We start from the raw sequence: 14,627 nt of genomic DNA, 5'->3' as shown, positions 1-14,627 counted from the left end.
ATGCAGCGCCGTCACCGTCGCGCTCACATTGTGATCTGGACAGGCATTGCGGTCGTTCTCCCGATCATGCTTGTCGTTATCTTCGCGAGCGTTCCGAAACTGCCGGCCGATGCGCCAGCCGTGCGCCTGGATGCCACTGCAGCACAGGGGGATAAGCAACCGTGAGCCTCTCCTACAAGCCGGTCATCTGGAACAGGACCAAGATCATCTATGACGCGGTCATGCTGGCCGGGATCTTCATCTACATCCTTATTTTCCTGCGGCTGGGCCCAGTCATATCCTCTGCGCTCCGGGATACCGACCTGCCGATCCAACGGATGCGTGCCTTCGGGTCTCTGGCCCTGCTGATGCTGACCATCGTCCTCGCAATCGGGCCGCTGGCGCGGATCGATGCCCGTTTCATTCCGCTCCTCTACAATCGCCGCCATTTTGGCGTGATGACCGCGATCATTGCAGCCACGCATGCCTACTATGTGCTCGGATGGTATTTCTCCTTTAGTCCAACACCACAGCTCACGGCGCTCTTCACCAGCAATACCAGCTTCACGAGCACCGCCGGCTTTCCTTTCGAACTCTTCGGCGTCTTCGCGCTCGTCATTCTGGCGGTCCTTGCGGTAACCAGCCACGATTTCTGGCTTTCCTTCCTGACGCCGCCGGTGTGGAAGGCGATCCACATGAGCGTCTACTTCGCCTATGCTGCGGTCATCCTGCATGTGGCGCTCGGCGCTCTGATCGATCGCCGGGATCTTGCTTTGGCATTTTTGTCGCTCGGCGGATTGGCTACGCTGTGCGTCCTGCACCTTATCGCAGGTCGGCGAGAGACATCGGCTGACGCGGCTGCGTCGAAAAAGGCCCCCGAGGCGCCTTGGGTGATCGTCGGTGACCTCAGCGAGATTGCCGAAGGCAGGGCGATCATCGGGGCGGCACCGGGCGGCGAGCGCATTGCCGTCTTCCGTTCAAAGGGTGGTCTTTCAGCCGTATCCAATATCTGCTCGCACCAGAACGGGCCCATCGGCGAAGGCAAGGTCGTCATCGGCTTTATCACCTGCCCATGGCATGGCTATCAATATCGCCCCGAGGACGGTTGTTCGCCACCGCCGTTCCGGGAGCGGATCCGCAAATATCGCCTTCGCCTGGAGGGCTCAAGCGTTCTGGTTGATCCGGAACCTTTGCCTCTTGGCACAAAGCTGGAGCCGTTGGCGATCCCCGCGGAGTTGCTTCCCGCGGTTGCCGCGCCGAAAAAGGAAGGGACGGTTTGATGCTGAAGCCTTTAGAACGTGGATTTTTTGTCGGTTACTTCAAGAAGGTCCCAGCCGATGTCAGGGTGCTGATGATCGGGTTCATTGTGTTCTTCATTGCCGCCATGGCGACGACTTCGGCGTTGCTGTCCCTTAATACCGAAAGTCCAGGGGCGGGCAGTTATGCGGATGAACTCTCCGGAGAGCATCTGGTCGGCACCATGGAGGTGAAACCCTATCCAATTCTTCGTGTTCCCGCCGACGGTACAAAGCCCGCGCGCGCCGTCATGCTGGCGGGCTCGGGCAAGTTCGGGGTTGACGACAGGGCGCTGCCACTTGCGGGCAAAACCGCACAGGCAGGTGGCATCTTCGTTAAGCGTGGAGACCTGGTCATGCTGCTGATCGGCGGCGAAGACGACCTGAAAGCAGCCAAACTGCAAATACCAGCCCTGCCGGTTACGCCCGTGTCGGAGAATCTCGGCTCGTGGCGTTTGACGGGCGAGATCTGCGACGGAAAATGCAGTGCTGGCGCCATGAAGCCGGGAACCGGCCTCGCGCACAAGGCCTGCGCCAATCTGTGTATCTCCGGAGGTGTTCCACCGGTCTTCGTTTCCACTGCACCCGTGGACGGCCACATTTTCTTTCTTCTCGCTTCAAAGGACGGAGGACCGATGCCGGCGGCCTTGCTCGACATGACCGGTTTACCGGTGGTGCTCGAAGGAAATATCGAACGCCGCGATGATCTGCTGATTTTCAAGATCGATAGTTTCCGCGAGGAGACGGGAGCATGACCCAGAATGGGAGAGGATTCTGGCGCCATCTGTTCGGTCTTTTGCTGGCGCTGATGGCTACCATCGTGATCATCCTCGCGTGGCAGTATGGTCTGGACTATCTGAGCGGCACCCCGTTCGAAGAACTGCGCTACGTGATCTTCGGGGTTGCCGTTGTCGGGCTGCTCTCCGCCCTTAACAGCCTGACGTTGAGATTATTGAATTAGAAAGTCGCCAAAGGTTGGAGCCCGGCACAATCATGCGGGCCAACCAGACAGAATGCTCTCGAGCGTTTCAAGCGGCGAGACATCACACTGGATTCTCCAACTTCGGGGACGCAGTCGACTGGAAACGCCATGGTCAACGTCTGAATCTTCGAATTAACGAAGGCTGCATATCCCTTGTCGTCGCAATCCCGAAAGCAGCGCCAATTTTCGCACAATTATCAACCACACACGGTTGAGTTTTAGATCGGATGTCTTAAAAAGAATTAGCAATGCTCTTGGGCATGTCGCCCGTTTCGATCCATGTTCTGGGAGACAGGATATATGGCCAGACCCAGAGAGTTTGATGAAGAAAAAGTATTACTGCTGGCTGTAGAGCGGTTTTGGGAACATGGCTACGAGGCAACGTCACTCCGTGATCTGGCCCAGGCAATCGGGCTGACCACCGCAAGCATCTACAATGCCTTTGGCGACAAGCACGCATTTTATCGCAAAGCGCTCGATTTCTATGTCGAACGGAGCTTCGGCGACCGTGTCGGCCGGTTTGAGACGAAGCCGCCGCGTGAGGCGATCGGCGCATTCTTCAACGAAATCATTGAGCGGTCGTTGAGCGATACCAAGCGAAAAGGCTGCATGTTGGTCAATTCCGCGCTCGAGGTAGCACCCCATGATGATGAGTTTCAGCGGGTGGTGGCTCAAGTCCTGGTGCAGGTTGAGGCTTTCTTCAAGCGCTGCGTCGAAAGAGGCCAGGAAGACGGATCGATCAATCGCTCTTCAAATGCATCCGACATGGCCGGCACCCTCCTCGGCACCCTGCTTGGCATTCGCGTGCTTGCGCGCACGCGTCCTGAACGAGACCTTCTGGAAGGCCTTATCAGACCCATTTTTGCACTGCTGGAACCCAATCACAGTCAGACGATCTTATCTCATGATCGATGACATGAACGTTCAAACGCTTGCGCGCTTTGGCCCGATATCCCACACGCAAAAAAATCCGGCTGGTCTCTGTAACAATTGCACGAGAACCGCCGAAGAAGGATATGTCGGATGAACGATCTGGCGCGTGAAAAGGAATGGGCATCCTGGCTGCGTTCCGCGATTGCGGGCGACAGCCATGCCTATCGCAAATTCCTGACGGCCCTCACACCACATTTACGGGTGATGGCGCGGAAGCGTTGTGACCAGTTCGGTGCGCCGGCCAGCGAGGCTGAGGACGTGGTTCAGGAAGTGCTGCTTACTATCCATCTCAAGCGGGGGACATGGGATCCGTCACGGCCATTGGGGCCATGGCTATCGGCAATCGTTCGCAACAAGGTGGTCGATAGCCTGCGGCGCCGTGGCAGGCAGTCGGTACCGCTTGAGGACGTCATTGCTACACTTAAAACAGACGAACGCATCGCAGCCTCCGATCGCATCGATATCGAGCAGATTCTGGGCAAGCTCAAGGATCCGCAACGAACGATCGTTCAATCGATATCGATTGAAGGGTCAAGCGTTCGGGAAACGGCCGATAGGCTGAAAATGACGGAGGTGGCGGTACGTGTTTCCCTGCATAGGGCATTGAAGGGGTTGGCTGCTCTCTATTCGGGGCGTGTGACATGAAGACTGAGGAGTTGATCGAACTGCTCGTGCAGGATACGCCGGTTCGACTGAATCTTGATCATGCCCTGATGCATGCTGCCACTGCCGCCACTTTGATCGCCGCCATTTCGTTCTTCGCGGTCATCGGCTTGCGTGCGGACTTTGGCACGGCCATCGAGTCCGGCCGCTTCCTGTTCAAATTCGTGATCACGGGATTTCTTGCCTTGACGGGTGGGATAGTCATGCTCCGGATTGGAAGACCGGGCGTCCCGGTTCGGTTGACGGCATTGGGCCTATTGATTCCTGCTCTGTTGATGAGTGCAGCGGCGATCCTTGAACTGTTGGTCATGCCGTCTGAGACATGGGTGACGCGCATGATCGGGCATAATTCCAGCCTCTGCCTGACGATTATCCCTTTCTTATCGGTGGGTCCTCTTGCCTGTTTTCTCTACGCGCTTCGATACGCTGCCCCCACCCGACCGGCGGTCGCGGGAGCTGTTGCCGGGCTCGTAGCGGCAGGGATTGCCGCGACATTCTACGCAACAAATTGCGATGATGACAGTCCGCTCTTTGTAATGCTCTGGTATCCGATCGCCATTTCGATAGTTGCCGGAACCGGTGCTTTGCTTGGCCACATAATGTTGCGCTGGTAGGTCAGGATGGTGAAGCCGACATACTTCGTGGCTGGTGAGAGTGGCCAATGGCAGGTCGAGGCAACGCGCGCCATTGCTGGCAAGAGTCTGGATGTTGCGCCTCGTCTTAGTGTCATGGACACCAATCAGGTCATATTACCTGCTCATGCTGCCTGGGTTCTGCGCGGAACAGCCGGCAGCGCGCGATACACGACCCGTGTGGAACTCGATCGGCTTGGAGAACGCCAACCTCCGCTGGGCCGCGCAAAGGCATGCCTTGCGGTCTTGATCCCGATCCGCAAGTCGGATCTTTGGTGGTCTCTTGCTCAGGACGAGCGCAGGGCCATCATTCAGGAGAGGTCGGCGCATTTTCAGATCGGGATGGACTATTTGCCTGCGGTCGCTCGACGCCTCTATCACAGTCATGATCTTGGCGAGCCTTTCGATTTTCTCACGTGGTTCGAATTCGCCGAGGAAAGCGCCCCTCAATTTGATGCCATGCTCCTTCGATTGCGGGCGACCGAAGAATGGCGTTATGTCGAACGTGAGGTCGAGATCCGCTTGCGGATATGGCAAGATGGTTGATCATGCTAGGATAGCCAATCCTGCGCAAGGTCGCACGACAAAACGGGATGGTTCTCGTCAGGCCAGCCGCAAACGGAGTACTTGAGTGAACACGGAAGACCTGATCAATCTGATATCAGAGGACACACGGCGGCCCGTCAATCTCTCGAGGGCGCTTGCTCTGGCGACAGCTGCTGGCGCATTGGTGGCGGGATTGGTGTTCTTTTCGGTCCTGGGTGTTCGACCTGATTTTGCTCAAGCCATCCTGACTGCGCGCTTCGCATTCAAGTTCATTGCCACCTTGGCACTGTTTTTTGTGGCGGCATCGCTGATGGAGAGCCTTATCCGTCCAGGGGAGGGCGCAACGGCTCGGCGCTGGTTACTGCTGCTGGCACCAACGCTGCTGATCGCCGCCGCTACCATCGAGTTGATTGTCACCCCAGCCGATCTGTGGGAAAGCAGACTGGTTGGCCACAACGCGTTGCATTGCCTGACGGTCATCCCGATCCTCTCGTTAGCGCCGACCGTGTTCCTCTTTCTGGTCATGCGCCATGGTGCGCCGGATCACCCCGGTCAAGCCGGGGCAATCGCGGCATTGGCTTCCGCCGGTATTGCCGCTACGCTTTACGCCTCCAATTGCCCCGACGACAGTCCGTTGTTCGTCGCCACCTGGTATCCAATCGCCATACTCATTGTGGCCGTTGCGGGGTATTTTGCGGGCCGACGCTTTCTGAGGTGGTAGCTGCGATTATGCCGTTCGCAATGCCGGGCCCTATTCCGTCCGGCGAAAAACGATGGCGTTTGCAATGGACAGTCGACTGGCTCAGGACCGTTCGGTGGAAAAGGACTGACAACATTGAGTTGCGTTTGCCCGAGTCAGATTTTCTGATCGACGCCATAGCTGATGGAAAAGTAATCGAGCGCCGAACATTGCGGTGCTCGCAGAGGTAGGCCGGCGGCAGCTTGGTGCGAGGTCGAACGCGAGGTACCCGATGACGATCGATATCGACAAGCTGAGCGAAGCGGACCGCAACGCACTCGGTGGCAGCCGTCACGCCGCGGCGCGCATCGATAAACCTCAGGGAATCGGTCGCCCGCCAAGACAGCCCGAGATGGCTCCTTTGCGCCACAAACCGCCAGTGGCTCCTCTGGATCGACCCGCGTGAATGTGGCCCGGAAGCCGACATGCTTCCCCGATGCTCGGCGTTCTGAACATTCGAACCAAAACGTTAGACTGCCGTTTTTTCGCCTGGCAAAGCGGGCCGCCCCGCCGCCCAAATGCGTCAGTCCTCGTACCGCGCATACCAACTCTCTGATGCGCCACGCGCCCCGGTCGCGTCATACACGTGCACGCTTGCGGTGTCGCCATTGCTGCTTATTCTCACCTGATCGCCATCGAAGCTGGTGAAGCGCATCATCACCGGCTCCGGGTAGAGCGATAGGTGCTCCTCAATTATCGATACCGCAATCCGTTCGCCAAGGCGCAACGTCTCATAATAGTCGATATAATAACGCACGCCGGCCATGTTGCGCGCAACGGCGATGTTCATAGCCAGTTTATCAAGCTCTCCGTGTATCGTGTAGCCGCTGTTGCCGGTTACCGTGCCGCTTGCGTCCACTGTCGGCGTCGAGATCGTGCGGAGTTCGCCGCCGGCCTCGGCCCATACATCTCCTGCCGTCTCGCCGAGGCGAACATCTCGACGATTGGCGATTTGCGCGAATGCGGATCAGTCGAAGCTTATGCGCGTCTCAAGGTCCGCTTCGGCCGCGAAATCACCTTGAATGCGCTATCCGCAATGTCGGCACGGCCCTGCTCAAGGGCGAACAGCGTTTTTTCGAAGCTCAGGCCTTCACGGCGCATGAATTGCCAGATGACATTGCGGGAGACGGTCACACCGGGCGGCCAGCTCATCCTCCAGCCGATGCAGCGTCAGATGCGAGGTCTGATCGATACGCTCCACGGTGAAGGTGCGATGCGGCTCCACCACCCGGCAGCTCTGACCCGCCGCAACTGGAGCCGCTACGCGCTCACGAAGATCATTCGAATAGGGTTGCGTCATCGATGCTGGCCTCGATTCAAGCATCCATGATGAATCACATTCGGCAGATTTGAGAATCCGCACCGATTCCGAAAAGCAATGAACCGCTCTAAGGAAGCCGTCCGAAATAGATAGCGATCGACAGCGCAAGTTGAGCCACGGCCAAGACGAGGCACACGGCGAAGATGATGATGACCCAAATGCGGTTTCTCGGCCTCTTCATCTGAATTCCAGGGTACTCGTTGAGGATAGATTTGCCGCGGGCGGGGCAGGTGCCTCGGTTAAGTGCGTCGGTTTCGTCATGTCGTCGTCTTCGGCGTCATCTTTCGCGATGCCGAGGTTGTCGAGGCGGTGTTTGACGGCCAAAGCGTAGACGACATCAAGAAGGTGCCGATCGTGAAGGTCGGGATCGGTAAGCGCGAGGAGCGAAGCGCGCACGATGCGCTTGCTCGAGGTCTTTCGTCAGGTCTCGAGGACGTATTCGGAGAACCCTTTGTCAGTAAGACCGTCTTTCGCACCTTCAACAAGGGTGTGGTAGACGCGCGTGCGTTTCTCACCCATCCCGAACTCCTTCATTTTGATCGGGCGACCTTCCTAAATCGAGTTGTTACAATCAACCTCAGCTTGGAGAACCGCGACAGTAACAGCCCTAACAACCCCATCGCGCGACCGGCAGCAATCTAGCTTCGATAACATCGATTTTAGTGGCACGACTGCGTTCAATGACCTAGATTGCAAGCGATGGCGTGTGCTGCGTGCGCCACGGGATTCCCGAAAACGACGGAGACTTTGATCAACTCTCACACGGGAGCGTGACCCTTTGTCTTTGTCACACCGTCCGAGCGGCCAGGGCCTGATCCATTCTACTTTCCGCCGATTTCTCGATAGCGAGACGTCTGCAGGCCTGCTGCTCATGATCGTCGCTTTGCTGGCCATCGTTATCGCCAACTCGCCGCTGGCCTCCGCATATTTCGCTGCACTGCACGTCTCTATTGGGCCGATGAGCCTGCAGCACTGGATCAACGATGCGCTGATGGCGCTTTTCTTCCTGCTCGTCGGCCTGGAAATCAAGCGTGAGATGCTGGATGGCCAGCTCTCAAGTTGGTCGCGCCGCATCCTGCCGGGTGCTGCGGCGGTTGGCGGCATGGTCGTTCCCGCATTAATCTACGCTGCTTTCAATCGGAGCGATCCCACCGCAGCACATGGTTGGGCGATCCCGACGGCCACCGACATCGCCTTTGCGCTTGGCGTGCTTTCTTTGGCTGGCCCGCGTGTTCCGGTGACTCTCAAGGTCTTCCTGACGGCCCTTGCCATCATCGACGACCTCGGGGCGGTCGTGATCATTGCGCTCTTTTACGCAAGAGACCTGAACTACTGGGCCCTTGGCGGCGCGGCGGTCATGTTCGTCGCCTTGATAGGGATGAATCGATTGGGGGGCAGTCGTCTCGCTGCCTACCTGGTCCTGGGGGCTGCACTTTGGTGCCTTATTTTCCAGTCGGGCATCCATGCTACAATCGCAGGCGTTCTTCTGGCCCTGACCATCCCGCTGAAGCTGACACGAGGAATGCCCGAGGCGTCACACTCGGAGTCACCCCTGCATCGGCTGGAACACGGCCTTCAGGGTCCCGTTGCCTTCGTGATCGTGCCCTTGTTTGGTTTCGCCAATGCCGGCGTTTCCTTGACGGACGTCACGCTCGCGTCGCTGTCAGAACCCGTCACTTTCGGTGTCGGGTTGGGATTGGCAGCGGGCAAGCTCGTCGGCGTCCTCGGCGCCGTCGTGTTGATGGTGCGAGCCGGATTTGCGGGCTTACCACGATCCGCGAGCTGGCCGCAGATGCTGGGCATCGCGCTTCTGTGCGGCATCGGCTTCACGATGAGCCTCTTCGTCGGGCAACTCGCCTTCGAAGACCAGGCGATTCAGGATCGGGCCAAGCTCGGCATCCTGATCGGCTCGTGCGTTTCTGGCATCGCAGGTTATCTCATGCTTCGGTTCTCGTCGCGCCGGGCACGAATATCCATATGACAAAAGATGGACGCGACCTTGAAGGTTTCGACCGAATGAACCGATATCTCCCAACTGCTCGTATGATCTGCGCGATCGCGGCCGTATGCCTGATGTTGGCAGGCATAGTGATGATCGGGCATACTGTTGCGCACCCGCCAGTCTGACGGTGAAGCCGCAAAATGGCTTCAGGCGCCATGATGCTACCGGAACTCTGGTGGCGACCATATTTGCTTAGGCGAGGTCGCGGTCGATGGATGCTGCACCTTCGCGCTGCTTAACCGCAAACTCCTCCTCCGGCGAATATACCAGCGTCTTGCGGCCATGAGCGGCGAAGTATGCGATCGCGAGCGCATACCAGATTGCCACGCCGATGACGCCCTTTTGATAGAGCGGATCGGTGAGCTGGAAGAAGATCGTGACAAGCGCAATCACAACAGTGAGGACCGCACCCGGTACGCCGAACGGGCTGCGGTACGGCCGCTCGATGTTCGGGAAGGCGCGTCGAAGCTGGATGAACGTCAGCCCTTGCAACAGGTAAGAGAACATCGCGCCGAACACGGCCATGTTCAGAAGCACGCCGCCGATGAAGGAGCCCGCCTGCTCGCCGCCCTGGGTGAACCACACAGCCAGCATGACGAGGAAGCCGACGAGTGAACCGGCGATCAACGCCGTGTTCGGTGTCTTGTGGGCGCCATGGGTCACTGACAGAAAATGCGGGAAGTAGCCGGCGCGCGACAGCGAATAGATCTGCCGGCCGAAGGCGAAGATAATGGCGTGGAAGCTGGCAATCAGTCCTGCGACGGCAAACAGTGCGAGAATCTTTGCCCAACCCGTTCCATAGATGGCACGGAAGCCGTCGAGGATAGGCTCGCCCGACGAGCCAAGCTTGAACGCGCCGCTTGGAATGGCCGGATTGATGATAAGCACCAGGAAGCCTGTCGCAATCAGCGTGAACATGCCGAGCATGATGCCTCGTGGCATGTCCCGTCTCGGGTCAACCGATTCTTCGGCGGCGAGCGGCAGTTGCTCGATCGCCAGGAACAGCCAGACGGCGAAGGGCATCGAGGCCAGAACGCCGTAGACGCCGAACGGCAGAAACGGCCCGCCGCCGTCCGGAAGTTCGACGGCTGTGCCGGTCGTGGGATCGACGCCAATGTTCATTGCATATTTGCCGAAGTCCATGAACGGGACGGCACTCACGAAGAAGAATGCGAGAATGGCAAGGGCGATCAGTGTGACGATCACTGTCACGTTAAATGAGAGCTCCACCCCCCGCACATTCAGGCCCACGAAAACGATGTAGCCGATTAGCCACCAAGCCGGCTGGAAGCCGAGCGGAGTGCCGAAGATCCCGGTCAGATAGGAGCCGATGAAGAATACCACGACGGCAGGTGTCAGCACGTATTCGATGTTTTCCGCCACGCCGGTGATGAAACCGCCCCACGGACCGAAGGCCGTCCGTGCGAAGGAATACGCGCCGCCGGTGTGCGGCAGGGCCGGGCTCATTTCTGCAATCGAGTAGGTAAGGCCGAGATACATGACGGTAATCAGGATGGTGCCGATAAACATGCCACCCCAACCACCGACAGCAAAGCCCAGATTCCAGCCGGAGAAGTCACCGGAGATGACGGCGCCGACGCCAAGAGCCCAAAGCGAGAAGGCGCCGGCGTGGCGCCTCAATCCGCGTATGTCGAAATAGTCCTGGCCGGGTATGTGGTAGATCACTCCGCCTTCATGCTTGCTGTCATCGGGCATGGCAGTTGCCTTTCGATTTTATTTTACGGCATTCTTCCATCGTCCGCGCAAGGTCGCTCGAGCGCAGCTCAGACGTGGATTGCTGCTTGCTAGTTGAACCAGACGTTGGAGGAGCACGATAGCGCAATCGGGGGGTGCCACCAGCGGCCAGACAAGCGGCTGGGTGGCCAACCGCGAGGCTTCTGTCTGGTGCATGCGAAAGTTTGACGTGGAACAACGAGCCGAACCCGTCCGCGCCGTTCAATATCGGGGCGGTACTCGACTGATCGGGCTCGTTGTGCCGCGCAGCATCCATCGTCTCATCACCCGGCGGAGCGCGATAGACAAAGCTGCCTATGGTGCCCCGTCTCGGACAATGACTTCATGCCTAATTTCAGACTTTGTCAAACAGCTTTACGTGGGCCTTCGCGATCTCGAAAACAGCGTAAAAATCAATCCCATTGCGGCTTCTTCAGAGCATCTTCGATGATCTTTGTGCGGCGAAGGCGATTGAGCATGATTCAGTCGCGGCCAGAGACACCGCACCCTTTCTGATTTCCGCCTACCAAGGCGGTATCGGAAAATAGCACATCGGTTCCTAAAGGCTTCGGGCTGGTAGGCGGCGCGCGCATGGATCATGACCGGGTTGCGGCAACGAAACAGTTGCTTATGCGTTGCAGTAGAACTATCGCGGCCCGCCAGTTCTGGATGGAGTAGTTCTTATGGCCAACGCCGACGCTGACAGCGGCGCCGATCCCACGCAACCGACAGCCCAAGACTCGTCTGGCCAGCCGAATCTTAAAATCTTGATGCTTGGCGCGCTCGGTGTCGTCTACGGCGACATCGGAACAAGCCCTCTCTATGCGCTTCGCGAAGCGCTTCTGATAGCTGCGTCCGACGGCTCGGTGTTGCGCGAGGACGTACTGGCATCACGACACGAAAGTGATGAATCTGTCCGACTTTTGAGAACATACGGTGATCGCGCTGCGAGGATAGATGTTTCGCGCCGCAGTGGCCTGAGATCGATGCTGTCCGTCGGGGTCCAGATGTAATCGCCGGTGAGACTGATATGCTGCCACCCGAGCGGGGTGATGTGTTTGATAATGTCGGGCGGCGTGGCGATGCCTTCCCGGTTGAGCTCGGCGAAAGCTGGTTCGAGATAAAGCGTATTCCAGTAGACGATGGCATTGATCAGAAGGTTCAGTCCTGACGCCCTATAGAACTGGCTCTCGAAGGTCCTGTCCCGCAGTTCTCCGAGACGGTTGAAGAACAGCGCGCGGGCCAAGGTGTTCTGAGCTTCGCTCTTGTTGAGTCCGGCGGTCGCGTTCCTGCGCATTTCGGGGCTCTGCCACTATTGGGGCAGGAAGATGGACCGATTGATGCGCCCGATATCGCGTAACGCAAGCGCCAGTCCGTTCTGGCGCGGGAATGCGGACAGCTTCGCCAGCAGGGTCGAAGGCCGGACCTGGCCGGAGCGGATCGTCGTGACGAGGCGCAGGATGTCATTCCAGTTTGCCTTGATCCGCTCGACATTGATGGGTTCGCCGACGAGCGATGCCAAGTTTTCGGGAGGTGTGTCGCCTGGGAAGAGATAAAGCCTGCGATCCTTGAGACCACGTAGCCGGGGCACGAGCTGGAAGCCGACGAGATGGCAGAGGGCGAAGCTCATATCGCTGACCCCGCCGGTATCGACATAGTGGGTTTCGATGGCGAGATCGCTACCATGATAGAGAAGACCATCGAGGACATAAATGGCCTCGCTCGCGTTGGCGTTCATGGCGATGATGTAGAAAGCGCCATACTGGTCGGAGGTGAACCGATAGAATTTCGCTCCGGGATTGGGGCCATAGCGGGCGTTGAGGTCGCCGATCGCTTCGGCGTGCCCTCCTGTCGGAAAATACTGACCATCGGAGGATGATGTGGTTCCGTCGCCCCACAGCTTTGCGAGAGGCAATTGCCTCTGGGCGTTGACGAGAATGGCGTGCGCGGCGGTGTAACCCTCCTCGCGAATATGCCAGTCGTGCGCCCAGGCGAGCTGGCGCATGGTTATTCCGGGGGAAACATCCGCCATTCTGGTGAGGCCGAGATTGATGCCGTCCGCCAGAATGGCGGTGAGGAGCGCAAGCTTGTTGTCAACCGTCCGACCGCTGCGCAGATGGGTGAAGGTGTTGGAAAATCCCGTGCGGGCGTCCACCTCAAGCAACAGATCGGCGATGCGGATCGCAGGCAGACGGCTTTCCACCTTCGGCTTCAGTGACTTCGCGATGTCAGGAAACATGGCCTTGTGCGGCGTGACGCTGAAGCCCGCCCCGGTCAATTCGACATCGTCGAGTTGGCCGGCTGCGGCCAGACGGGAAAGGTCGCTCAGTCCGTCGTTCAGGATCTGCCGTTGCTGGTGGAGGTAAGTTTCCACGTCGGTATCGACGGCAACCGGAAGCGGGCCTTCCTCGCGCATCAGCTCGAATGTCGGCGTGGGGATGAGGAAGCTTTCGAAGGACTGGAAGCGCTTGGCTCCCTCGACCCAGACATCACCGGCATCGAGCCGGCGTTTCAGCTCGCTGAACAGGCAGAGTTCGTAAGCCCTGCGATCGATCTTGCCATCCTGCAGAACAAGGGGCATCCAGCCTTTCGGTGCGAAGGAAATGGGAGCGTTGTCCGGTATCGTCCGTTTGCCGGTACGATAGAGATCCGCGACCACGGAGAGCGCCCGCAAGAGATTCGCCGCCACGGCGTGACCGCGGAACACGAAGGTAGAGAGAAATTCCGGCGCCATTTTCCGGATCGTCGGATAGCGCTGGAGCATTTCGATTTTACCGTCGATGACATCCGGCGCGATCAGCGTATCGACCGCCCGGACACTGGTCGCGAAGACCGGCCACTGAATGACCTGTTCAAGCGCTTTGGCGATATCTTCGCCTTTCTCCCTGGCCTCGATGATCGCATGGCAAGCTTTCGAGACGTCCTTCAGCGGCTTCTGCACCTCCCGGACAGACCGGGTGACGCGAGCGGCTGCCTGGTTGTCGGCTCGCCGAGTCAAGATGCCCATGAGTTTTTTGAACATGTCGATGGCGCCGTCGGTCAGATGGCGGGAAAGGTGCAACACCGCCGCGGCCAGGACGGCATGCCGGCGTTCGGTGTTGAGGTCGCGCAGATGCTGCGCGCTCATCCGCATCCCCTCTGCGGCGAATTCATTGAAGACCTTGGCCGGAATGCGCTCCATCAACGTCACCGGCAGGGCCAGCGACCGAAGAAGGCGAATGCGCTCGGCGATCCTGTCGAGGTTGACGGCGGCTGGCGACAATGCTGGTGACCTCGCCCAGGCAAGAACGGTCACACCCGTCCCCTCACGCGGGTCGAGAAGTTTGTCCAGTTCGACCTTCTGGACCTCTGACAGTCCGCCAGCCAAGGCCCGGTGAGCGATGCGAACACCGCGCCTTATCGCCACATGCGTGATGGCTTCGAGTGCCGCGCGCGCCGGCATAAGGATACGTCGGCGTCGTAATTCCTCCACCACCATGTCCGCTAACGCATCGGCCTGGCGCAGGGTTTGGGCGGCAGGCACGGGGTCTGCCTCACTTTGTGTGGAGATCGGCCATTTTGATCGGCGTCATCCTTGCTCCAAGAAGTTCAGGGCCTGCCCTGCCATGCATTGCACGTTTAATCATTTTCAGGCGGTTGATCTGACCTTCCGCCTGAACATTGCTCCAGGGCAGGTCGATGGCGTTGCAGACGGCGTCGATATCTCGACGAAAAACGCGAGCAAAACGGGCCAAGGAGGCGAGCCCAGAAATTATGGCATCATCGATCCATTCTTCGAGGCTCGGCTACGAAATATACCGC

General features: G+C 58.6%; 14 protein-coding genes and 5 pseudogenes. 13 read left to right on the top strand and 6 right to left on the bottom strand.

Going from position 1 to position 14,627, the window contains the following annotated elements; genetic code table 11:
- The 10 genes from N2599_RS29235 (at position 1) to N2599_RS29190 (ending at position 6,175) form a co-directional block, all read left to right on the top strand.
- Positions 1–165 carry a hypothetical protein gene (locus tag N2599_RS29235; protein ID WP_167333937.1) on the top strand — a complete coding sequence of 55 codons (165 nt, stop codon included), beginning with the start codon at positions 1–3 and terminating at the stop codon, positions 163–165.
- Positions 162–1,259 carry a Rieske 2Fe-2S domain-containing protein gene (locus N2599_RS29230; RefSeq protein ID WP_027512778.1) on the top strand — a complete coding sequence of 366 codons (1,098 nt, stop codon included), beginning with the start codon at positions 162–164 and terminating at the stop codon, positions 1,257–1,259. Before N2599_RS29235 ends, N2599_RS29230 begins: the two co-directional genes overlap by 4 nt.
- Positions 1,259–2,029 (top strand): hypothetical protein, encoded by a 771-nt coding sequence (locus N2599_RS29225; RefSeq protein ID WP_027512779.1) that lies wholly within the window; start codon positions 1,259–1,261, stop codon positions 2,027–2,029. The genes N2599_RS29230 and N2599_RS29225 overlap by 1 nt, the downstream gene beginning before the upstream one ends.
- Complete coding sequence (locus N2599_RS29220; protein WP_027512780.1) at positions 2,026–2,235, top strand: hypothetical protein; 210 nt, start codon at positions 2,026–2,028, stop codon at positions 2,233–2,235. Before N2599_RS29225 ends, N2599_RS29220 begins: the two co-directional genes overlap by 4 nt.
- 321 nt (positions 2,236–2,556) lie before the next feature.
- A complete protein-coding gene (locus N2599_RS29215; RefSeq protein ID WP_027512781.1) occupies positions 2,557–3,171 on the top strand; it encodes a TetR/AcrR family transcriptional regulator in 615 nt (204 codons plus the stop codon).
- 108 nt (positions 3,172–3,279) lie between these two features.
- Positions 3,280–3,834 carry a sigma-70 family RNA polymerase sigma factor gene (locus N2599_RS29210; RefSeq protein ID WP_027512782.1) on the top strand — a complete coding sequence of 185 codons (555 nt, stop codon included), beginning with the start codon at positions 3,280–3,282 and terminating at the stop codon, positions 3,832–3,834.
- Entirely contained in the window at positions 3,831–4,466 is a 636-nt protein-coding gene (locus N2599_RS29205) for an NrsF family protein (protein WP_027512783.1), read from the top strand. Before N2599_RS29210 ends, N2599_RS29205 begins: the two co-directional genes overlap by 4 nt.
- Positions 4,467–4,472: 6 nt before the next feature.
- Positions 4,473–5,030 carry a chlorite dismutase family protein gene (locus N2599_RS29200; protein WP_027512784.1) on the top strand — a complete coding sequence of 186 codons (558 nt, stop codon included), beginning with the start codon at positions 4,473–4,475 and terminating at the stop codon, positions 5,028–5,030.
- 85 nt (positions 5,031–5,115) lie between these two features.
- Positions 5,116–5,751 (top strand): NrsF family protein, encoded by a 636-nt coding sequence (locus N2599_RS29195; protein ID WP_027512785.1) that lies wholly within the window; start codon positions 5,116–5,118, stop codon positions 5,749–5,751.
- Positions 5,752–6,001: 250 nt separating this feature from the next.
- Positions 6,002–6,175: a hypothetical protein gene (locus N2599_RS29190; RefSeq protein WP_156915345.1), complete on the top strand. Its 174-nt coding sequence runs from the start codon at positions 6,002–6,004 to the stop codon at positions 6,173–6,175.
- Between the two features lie 117 nt (positions 6,176–6,292).
- On the opposite strand, the gene N2599_RS29185 is transcribed toward N2599_RS29190, so the two are convergent.
- Entirely contained in the window at positions 6,293–6,628 is a 336-nt protein-coding gene (locus N2599_RS29185) for a hypothetical protein (RefSeq protein ID WP_167333935.1), read from the bottom strand.
- Between N2599_RS29185 and N2599_RS37955 the strand changes: the two are divergent.
- Positions 6,581–6,748, top strand: a pseudogene (locus N2599_RS37955) (hypothetical protein); the annotation flags it as partial. The gene N2599_RS29185 and the pseudogene N2599_RS37955 sit on opposite strands and share 48 nt — an antisense overlap.
- 53 nt (positions 6,749–6,801) lie before the next feature.
- On the opposite strand, the pseudogene N2599_RS29180 reads toward N2599_RS37955, so the two are convergent.
- Positions 6,802–7,069: pseudogene (locus N2599_RS29180) on the bottom strand (IS630 family transposase); the annotation flags it as partial.
- Positions 7,070–7,267: 198 nt separating this feature from the next.
- A pseudogene (locus N2599_RS29175) lies at positions 7,268–7,609 on the bottom strand (hypothetical protein).
- A 259-nt stretch (positions 7,610–7,868) separates the two neighbouring features.
- Here N2599_RS29175 and nhaA point away from each other — a divergent pair.
- Complete coding sequence (gene nhaA, locus N2599_RS29170; protein WP_027512788.1) at positions 7,869–9,071, top strand: Na+/H+ antiporter NhaA; 1,203 nt, start codon at positions 7,869–7,871, stop codon at positions 9,069–9,071.
- Positions 9,072–9,284: 213 nt separating this feature from the next.
- Here the strand turns inward: nhaA and N2599_RS29165 are convergent, their stop codons facing one another.
- On the bottom strand, positions 9,285–10,808 hold the full coding sequence (locus N2599_RS29165) for an amino acid permease (protein WP_051336757.1): 1,524 nt from the start codon (positions 10,806–10,808) through the stop codon (positions 9,285–9,287).
- A gap of 701 nt (positions 10,809–11,509) precedes the next feature.
- Between N2599_RS29165 and N2599_RS37950 the strand changes: the two genes are divergently transcribed.
- Complete coding sequence (locus N2599_RS37950) at positions 11,510–11,839, top strand: KUP/HAK/KT family potassium transporter (protein ID WP_156915347.1); 330 nt, start codon at positions 11,510–11,512, stop codon at positions 11,837–11,839.
- Here N2599_RS37950 and N2599_RS29155 read toward each other — a convergent pair.
- Together N2599_RS29155 and N2599_RS29150 are read right to left on the bottom strand one after the other, a co-directional pair.
- Positions 11,770–14,346 (bottom strand): annotated as a pseudogene (locus tag N2599_RS29155) (Tn3 family transposase); the annotation flags it as partial. The gene N2599_RS37950 and the pseudogene N2599_RS29155 sit on opposite strands and share 70 nt — an antisense overlap.
- Positions 14,347–14,359: 13 nt before the next feature.
- Positions 14,360–14,611, bottom strand: a pseudogene (locus tag N2599_RS29150) (transposase); the annotation flags it as partial.
- Positions 14,612–14,627: the final 16 nt, after the last annotated feature.

It is taken from the genome of Rhizobium sullae (assembly GCF_025200715.1).
Taxonomy (GTDB): domain Bacteria; phylum Pseudomonadota; class Alphaproteobacteria; order Rhizobiales; family Rhizobiaceae; genus Rhizobium; species Rhizobium sullae.
This window is presented reverse-complemented; position numbering and strand designations above follow the sequence as displayed.

Coding starts and splice junctions, on each gene's coding strand:
- N2599_RS29235 (WP_167333937.1), top strand. CDS start 1: ATGCAGCGCCGTCACCGTCGCGCTCACATTGTGATCTGGACAGGCATT.
- N2599_RS29225 (WP_027512779.1), top strand. CDS start 1,259: ATGCTGAAGCCTTTAGAACGTGGATTTTTTGTCGGTTACTTCAAGAAG.
- N2599_RS29220 (WP_027512780.1), top strand. CDS start 2,026: ATGACCCAGAATGGGAGAGGATTCTGGCGCCATCTGTTCGGTCTTTTG.
- N2599_RS29215 (WP_027512781.1), top strand. CDS start 2,557: ATGGCCAGACCCAGAGAGTTTGATGAAGAAAAAGTATTACTGCTGGCT.
- N2599_RS29210 (WP_027512782.1), top strand. CDS start 3,280: ATGAACGATCTGGCGCGTGAAAAGGAATGGGCATCCTGGCTGCGTTCC.
- N2599_RS29205 (WP_027512783.1), top strand. CDS start 3,831: ATGAAGACTGAGGAGTTGATCGAACTGCTCGTGCAGGATACGCCGGTT.
- N2599_RS29200 (WP_027512784.1), top strand. CDS start 4,473: ATGGTGAAGCCGACATACTTCGTGGCTGGTGAGAGTGGCCAATGGCAG.
- N2599_RS29190 (WP_156915345.1), top strand. CDS start 6,002: ATGACGATCGATATCGACAAGCTGAGCGAAGCGGACCGCAACGCACTC.
- N2599_RS29165 (WP_051336757.1), bottom strand. CDS start 10,808: ATGCCCGATGACAGCAAGCATGAAGGCGGAGTGATCTACCACATACCC.
- N2599_RS37950 (WP_156915347.1), top strand. CDS start 11,510: ATGGCCAACGCCGACGCTGACAGCGGCGCCGATCCCACGCAACCGACA.